The sequence below is a fragment of the Achromobacter sp. 1014246743 genome (assembly GCF_059760725.1).
In genome coordinates this window covers 1-6,769 of record NZ_JCBANA010000128.1, presented here as the reverse complement: position 1 = coordinate 6,769, position 6,769 = coordinate 1, and the positions used below count along the sequence as shown (strand labels likewise).

Here is a 6,769-nt window from a genome sequence, read left to right as displayed (position 1 = left end):
CATATGTCGGCACAGATCACGGCGGCTGAACTGCGTGCGAGTGACAGCTGTAACGGTCAAGGATAAATATTAATAGCAGTAGGTTTTTTTTTTTTTTCAAAGAAAAAGAGGGAAAACGAGTGGGCCAAAAAGGTCTGGGGGGCGGGGAATTGTGTAAAAGAGCCAGGCGGCCCCCGCCGCGGCGCCTGCCGCCGCACCGGCGCCGGCCGCTGCCCCGGCACACGCCGCACCGGCGGCCCCGGCCGTGCCTGCCCCGGCCGCCGCGCCCACGCCTGCCGCGTCTGCCACGTCACCCAAGGTCATCATCCCGACCGAACTCGACACCAAGGCCTGCATCGCCAAGCTGCGCAACGGCGCCACGGCCAACGGCCTCACGGTGGCCGACTGGGACAAGTACACGGCCAACGCCAAGCTGCTGCCCACCACCGTCGCGTCTGCCCAGGGCCAGCCCGAAGGCCGCGAGTCCTGGTGGGACTACATCGCCAAGACCGTCGACGACGAACGCGTCAACGACGGCCGCGGCGTGCTGGCCAAATACAGCGCGCAGCTGGGCACCATCGGCCAGCAGTACCAGGTGGATCCGGCCACGCTGGTCGCCATTTTCGGCATCGAGACCAACTACGGCCGCCAGGTCGGCAAGACCGACGTGCTCAACGCCTGGCTCACCCGCGCCTGCACCGAAAACAAGACCCTGTGGGAAAAGAACGCCTACGCCTCGGTGCGCCTGCTGCGCGACGGCGTGGTGCAGCCCGACAGTTTCGTGGGCTCCTGGAGCGGCGCCTTCGGCATGACGCAGTTCATCCCGACCTCGTTCTACGAGCTGGCCGCCGACGGCGACGGCGACGGCAAGATCGACCTCTACAACTCGCTGCCCGACGCTTTGGCGTCCACCGCCAACCACCTGCGCAAGCGCCGCGCCAAATGGACCCACGGCCTGCCCGCCGTGGTCGAAGTGCGCGTGCCGGCCGACGTGGCCGCCGCCATCCCGCCCGCGCCCGACGCCGAATACGTCGGCTCGCAAGACCGGCGCACCATCGCGCAGTGGGCCCAGGCGGGCGTCAAGCAGGGCAATGGCGCGGCGCTGAAGCTGGCCTCGGGCAACAACGAACAGGCCTACCTGTTCGCGCCCACCGGTGCCACCGGCCCGATCTTCCTGGCCACCGTCAACTTCGACGCGATCCTGCACTACAACCAGTCGCGCCGCTACGGGCTGGCGGTGTCGCTGCTCTTGAACCGCCTGCAAGGCGGCCCGGCGCTGGCCACCGCCTGGCCCACCGACGACCCGGGCCTGTCGCGCGCCCAGATCAAGTCGGTGCAGGAAATGCTCATCGGCCTGGGCTACGACATCGGCATCGCCGACGGCATCCCCGGCGCCAAGACCCGCGACGCGGTCCGCGCCGAACAGGAAAAGCGCAACCTGCCGCAGGACGGCCGGGTCGGCAAGCGCATCTACGACGCGCTCAAGGCAGCGTCCGGCGACGTCAAGGCCAAGCCCGGCGCCTGAGAAAAGGGGCTTACACCGCGATGCGCGTCACGGTGTAAGCCACCTCAGCCATGGCCGTGCGGCAGCGCGCTGGGTATGATGCAGGGCATCGTCTCCCTCGCGCCGCCGTCCGCTTCCATGTCGTCCTCCTTGCTGCCCGAATCGTTCGTCACTCCCCGCTTGCGCGCCGAGCGCATGTCGCAGACCCACCTGCCTTTCATCACCGCCATGCACGCGGACGCCGCCCTGATGGCCACCATGGGCGGCACCCGCGATGCCGCGTCCACGCGGCGCTATGTGCAGCACAACCTGCTGCATTGGGCCGAGCAGGGCTATGGCATGTACGTGCTGACCGAGCGCGACAGCGGCGCGCTGGCGGGCCGCGCCGGGCTCAAGCTGGCGCTGGCGGGCGACGTGGAACACGTAGAAATTGCCTACGCCTTCCAGACTGCCTGTTGGGGCCGGGGCTATGCTTCGGAAATCACGCGGGCGTTGCTGGCGCTGGGCTTTGAGCGCCTGCCGGTGCAGGCGCTGAGCGCCGTGGCGGTCGTGGCCAATGCGGCGTCGCTGCGGGTGATGGAAAAATGCGGTCTGCGCTGGATCGACACCACCGGCGAGGGCGATGCCCGCAAGCTGCGCTACGAAATCCGGCGCGAGCAATGGCAGGCGCTGGCGGCCGGGCAAGCGGACGGCACAGCCACCGGGGCCGGGCCCGGCGGCGCTAACATGGCGTCATGAATGCCGTTTTGAAACCCACCATGACTACCCGCGACCTCCCGCCTGCAGGCGCCGACGACCCGCCGCCTGTTCCCCCCGAAGCGCCCGCACCCGAAGAATGCTGCAACAGCGGCTGCATTCCCTGCGTGTACGACACCTACAACGAGGCCATGGACGAATACCGCGACGCGCTCAAGGCCTGGCGCGCGCGGCACGGGCAAGCCGGGTGAGGTAAAGGCGGGCGTGGCTACGCCTGCGGCGCCAACGGGCCGCTCAGCCCGCCAGCTTCATGTGGATGATCGGCCGGGGCCTGCCGGCCGAATCGGTTTCCGAGCGGCCCACGTCCTGAAAGCCGTAGTGCTTGTAGAAGCCGTGGGCCTGGGGGTTCTGTTCGTTGACGTCCACCTGCAGGCTGCCGTGCAGCGACAGCGCGAAGTTCAGCAGGCGTCGGCCCGCGCCTTTGCCGCGCTTGTTGGCGTCGACGAACAGCATTTCGACCTTGTTGCCGTTCAGGCCCATGAAGCCGGCGACCTCGCCGGTGTCGTCTTCGCAGACCCAGACGCGTACCGACGGCAGGTAGGTGTTGAGCACCTGCGGGTACATGGCCTGGATTTCCTTTTCGGTCAGGAACGTATGGGTGGCGCGCACCGAACGGAGCCAGATGTCCACCAGGGCGAGGTCGTCGCCGTGGTTGCGTTCTCGGATGTTCATGTCAAGCGCTACAAGCCCGATCGGTAGATGTCAGTGGCCGCCAGGACGGTTTCCATTTGCACAGTATGCGCGAAAACGAATCGGTCTCCGTATACGGTTTCATCCGGAAACTCGGAAATCAACGCCATCGGCAGTTCTTCCCGGTCGGTCTCCGTGACCTGTACGGGGATGCCGTTCAGCACATCGAATCCGGTTTCGAGCGCGTGGGCCTGGAATAGTTCAAGTTGGCGCGCATTGAATTCCACCAGGCCCGGCACATTGCGGGCCAGGCGCGCCGTTACGCCTTCGATCAGGCGGCGGGCACGCTCGCTCCAGCCCGGGTGGTGGCGCAGCACCAGGAAAAAGCCCTTCGGCACGGTCCACAGCTCGAAATGGCGCGGCAGGTAGCCCGAAAGGGGACGGGTCCACTCATGCGCCGGGTAGCCGTGCAGGTTGATGTGCAACTGCGCGCCGCTGATGGCGTGCGCCTGATGGCGGCCGTCGCGCTCGAAGAACGGGGCGTGTTCGCGGTAGGCGATGTCGTCGCCCAGCGCGCTGTAGCGCGACGCATGCAGCATGTGGCGCGGATGCTGTTCGCGCAGGCGGTTGAACAGCGCATAGCCGTCGGGGTTTTCCGAGGCGATCAGCGCGAAGTGGGCGTCGCCGCGCGCCTTGAGCGCTTCGGCCGCGCGCAGGGCGCCGACCACGCCGGACGTTTCGTTGGCATGCTGCGCACCCGAAATGAACACCGCCGGGCCCGGGCCCCGCAGGTAGGTGCCCAGCACCGGACGGCCCTGGCGCGACACGGCCTGGAATTCGTCACCGGCCAGTGCGGCCACACAGCCCGCAATCTGCGCGGCGGGCAGGGGTTCACGTTGCTGAGCCAGCGGCGTGGTGAGCGGCGCGGGCGTCACCGGCGCGGGCGGCGCAAAGGGCTCCAGCGTCATCATCACGCGCGCCGCGCCATCGTGGCGGCGGACATCGGGAATGATCTGGCCGGGTTGCAGGCCGCGGTCGCCGGAAGGGCGGCCGGAATGCTGCTGAAAGTGTTCCAGCAACGAGAAATACAGGTCTTCGTGCAGGGCCTCGAAGGTGCTGACGATTTCCTCGTCCACCGGCAGGGCGAAGTCCATGCCCGGCAGGTCGACCCGGATTTCCAGGCGGTCGAAGTACGGCTCGTGCGCGCCCCAGGCGTGCTGGCGCACGGTGTCGACGATGCTGCGGAACGCTTGCTGGTATTCGGTGGCTTGCGGGCCATCGGTCTGCACGGCGCCGTCGGCGTCATGGACGCGCAGCCAGCCGGTGGGCGACAGTTCGGGCGTGCCGTCCTGGGCCTGGCCCAGCTGGTTGGGCGCGAACACGCGCGTCTGCACGCGGCGGCCGTCGGCGTAGGCCAGGGTGACGTCATAGTGCAGGTCCGACGCGCCCGGGTGCATGGCGACACGCACGCCGGGCAGCAGGGCGGCCAGTGGATACGCTTCCAGCGTGAAGCGCTTGGCCTGGGCATGTTCGTGCAGCGGGTAGCGCAGGTCGACCGACACCAGGCCGTCGCGCTCGACTTCTTCCAGGAAGTAATGCACCAGCGGCTTGTAGGCGCTGCGAAAACGCGCCGTGACCCCCGCCTGCGCCAACCGGGCCTCGGCCTCGCGACGCGCCTCGACGCCCTCGAACAGCCACCCCTCGACCGCCGCCCCGCGCCAGGCCGGCGCCTTGTAGGCGTGGATCCACGCGTCAAGCGTGCGGTCGAATGTCTTTTCCAGCAAAACCATCTTCAGTCATCCTCAAATGCGCTTATTGGCGCCCCGCCCGCCCCGCCGCCGGGCCGCCCCAAGGCGGGGCCGCCCCCTCGGGGGGCAGCAAGCCCGCGCAGCGGGTGCAGCGTGGGGGTCCTATCCTTCGGGCCGCCCCAAGGCGGGGGCGCCCCCTCGGGGGGCAGCAAGCCCGCGCAGCGGTGCAGCGTGGGGGTCCTATCCTTCGGGCCGCCCCAAGGCGGGGCCGCCCCCTCGGGGGGCAGCAAGCCCGCGCAGCGGGTGCGGCGTGGGGGCTCACACTTTTCCAGTGGGGTCGAGGCGGTCGCGCAGCCAGTCGCCGAGCAAATTCAAGCCCAGCACCGTCAGCATGATCGCCAGCCCCGGGAACACGCTGACCCACCAGGCCGTCTGCATGTAGGTGCGGCCATCGGCCAGCATACCGCCCCAGCTCGGGATCATCGGGTCCACGCCCAGCCCCAGGAAGGTCAGGCTGCTTTCCAGCAGGATGTTGTTGGCGACGTTCAGCGTCATCAGGATCACCAGCGGGCCCAGCAGGTTGGGCACGATGTGATGGCGGATCATGGCCAGGTCGCGCACCCCGAAGGCGCGGGCGGCCAGCACGAACTCGCGTTCACGCAGCGCCAGCACCTGCGCCCGCACCAGGCGCGCATACTGCACCCACTGCGAAATGATCATGAAGAAAATGACGTTGAACAGCCCCCCGCCCAGGATGGCGATGAAGGTGATCGCCACCAGGATGAACGGCAGCGCCAGCTGCACGTCGGCAAAGCGCATCACGATCATGTCCCAGAAGCCGCGGTAGTAGCCGGCGATCAGGCCCATGACGATGCCCAGCAGCGCGCCGCCCAGCACCGAAATGAAACCGACCATCAGCGAGATCTTGCCACCCACGATCACGCGGGCCAGCACGTCGCGGCCCAGCGGGTCGGTGCCGAAGGGGTGGGCCGCGGTCGTGAACGGCGCGGTCAGGCGGGCGGCCAGGTCCATGGCTTCGCCGCCGTCGGGAAACAGCCAGCCCGAGGCCAGCACCAGAATGACCATGAGGCCGGTGAGCAGGGCGCCCAGCACGAATTCCAGCGAACGGTAGCGGCTGCGCGGCTTGGGGGCCGCGGGCGCGGCGGTGGGGGTGGTGGTCTGCATAAGGCTCAGCGCGTGCGGATTCGGGGATCGACGATGCCGTAGGCGATGTCGACGATCAGGTTGACCAGGACGATGACGGCGGCCAGCACGGTGACCGTGCCTTGCAGCACCGGATAGTCGCGGCCGGAAATGGCGTCGAACGCCAGCGTGCCCAGGCCGGGCCAGTTGAACACCATCTCGATGACGACGATGCCGCCGATCAGGCCGCCGAACTGCAGGCCCAGGTAGGTGATGAGCGGAATCGCGCAGTTGCGCAGCGCGTGCTTGTACAGCACCACGCGTTCCTTCAGGCCCTTGCTGCGCGCCACCATGATGTATTGCGCGGACAGCGTTTCGAGCATGGTGGTGCGCACCAGCCGGATATTGGTGGCCGACAGGATGATGGCCATCGTCAGCGACGGCAGCACCAGGCTGGCCGGACCGCTCCAGCCTGACGGCGGCAGCAGCGGGAAGGTGATCGACAACAGCAGCACCAGCATCAGCGCCAGCCAGAAATTGGGAAACGACAGGCCCACCAGCGACAGGATGCGGATGGTCTGGTCGGTGGCCTTGCCGCGCTTGATGGCGGCCTGGATGCCCAGCGGCAACGAAATCAGGATCGACGCGATCAGCGACGTGAAGGCCAGCATCAGCGTGGCGGGCAGGGCGTCGCCGATCAGCTTGGCGACCGGCGTGCCGCCCATGAAGCTGCGGCCGAAGTCGCCGTGGAGCAGGCCTTGCATGTAGCTCAGGTATTGCACGTGGAACGGCCGGTTCAGGCCCAGCGCCTGGCGGATGTTGGCCAGGTCCTGCTCGGTCACGCTGCCCGAGCCCTGGCTCAGCATCAGCGCGGGGTCGCCGGTCAGGCGCACGGCATAGGAAACAAGCAGCGTCACGGCCACGATCACGAAGACCGCCTGCAACACGCGTTTAATCAGAAATCCGGTCATGAGGCGCCGCCCCGGTTTTCACCGGGGCGGGTCAGTAG

At 67.9% G+C, this 6,769-nt stretch carries 7 protein-coding genes; 3 read left to right on the top strand and 4 right to left on the bottom strand.

Going from position 1 to position 6,769, the window contains the following annotated elements; genetic code table 11:
- The first annotated feature begins 244 nt into the window (after nt 1–244).
- The 3 genes from AC6LJ2_RS29770 (at nt 245) to AC6LJ2_RS29760 (ending at nt 2,430) form a co-directional block, all read left to right on the top strand.
- Nucleotides 245–1,504, top strand: a complete 1,260-nt coding sequence (locus tag AC6LJ2_RS29770) for a lytic murein transglycosylase (protein ID WP_498152739.1) — start codon at nt 245–247, stop codon at nt 1,502–1,504.
- A gap of 117 nt (nt 1,505–1,621) precedes the next feature.
- On the top strand, nt 1,622–2,221 hold the full coding sequence (locus AC6LJ2_RS29765) for a GNAT family N-acetyltransferase (RefSeq protein ID WP_498152738.1): 600 nt from the start codon (nt 1,622–1,624) through the stop codon (nt 2,219–2,221).
- A gap of 20 nt (nt 2,222–2,241) precedes the next feature.
- A complete protein-coding gene (locus AC6LJ2_RS29760; protein ID WP_263911104.1) occupies nt 2,242–2,430 on the top strand; it encodes an oxidoreductase-like domain-containing protein in 189 nt (62 codons plus the stop codon).
- Between the two features lie 43 nt (nt 2,431–2,473).
- Here the strand turns inward: AC6LJ2_RS29760 and AC6LJ2_RS29755 are convergent, their stop codons facing one another.
- The 4 genes from AC6LJ2_RS29755 to AC6LJ2_RS29740 all read right to left on the bottom strand — a co-directional run bounded on the left by AC6LJ2_RS29755 (nt 2,474) and on the right by AC6LJ2_RS29740 (nt 6,731).
- The gene (locus AC6LJ2_RS29755) at nt 2,474–2,911 is read right to left on the bottom strand and encodes an acetyltransferase (RefSeq protein WP_263911102.1); all 438 of its coding nucleotides are present in this window, start codon (nt 2,909–2,911) and stop codon (nt 2,474–2,476) included.
- Between the two features lie 8 nt (nt 2,912–2,919).
- Entirely contained in the window at nt 2,920–4,659 is a 1,740-nt protein-coding gene (locus AC6LJ2_RS29750) for a M14 family metallopeptidase (RefSeq protein ID WP_445656931.1), read from the bottom strand.
- Between the two features lie 276 nt (nt 4,660–4,935).
- The gene (locus AC6LJ2_RS29745; RefSeq protein ID WP_199164196.1) at nt 4,936–5,802 is read right to left on the bottom strand and encodes an ABC transporter permease; all 867 of its coding nucleotides are present in this window, start codon (nt 5,800–5,802) and stop codon (nt 4,936–4,938) included.
- Between the two features lie 5 nt (nt 5,803–5,807).
- Nucleotides 5,808–6,731, bottom strand: coding sequence for an ABC transporter permease (locus tag AC6LJ2_RS29740; protein WP_025135729.1), 924 nt, complete (start codon nt 6,729–6,731; stop codon nt 5,808–5,810).
- Nucleotides 6,732–6,769: the final 38 nt, after the last annotated feature.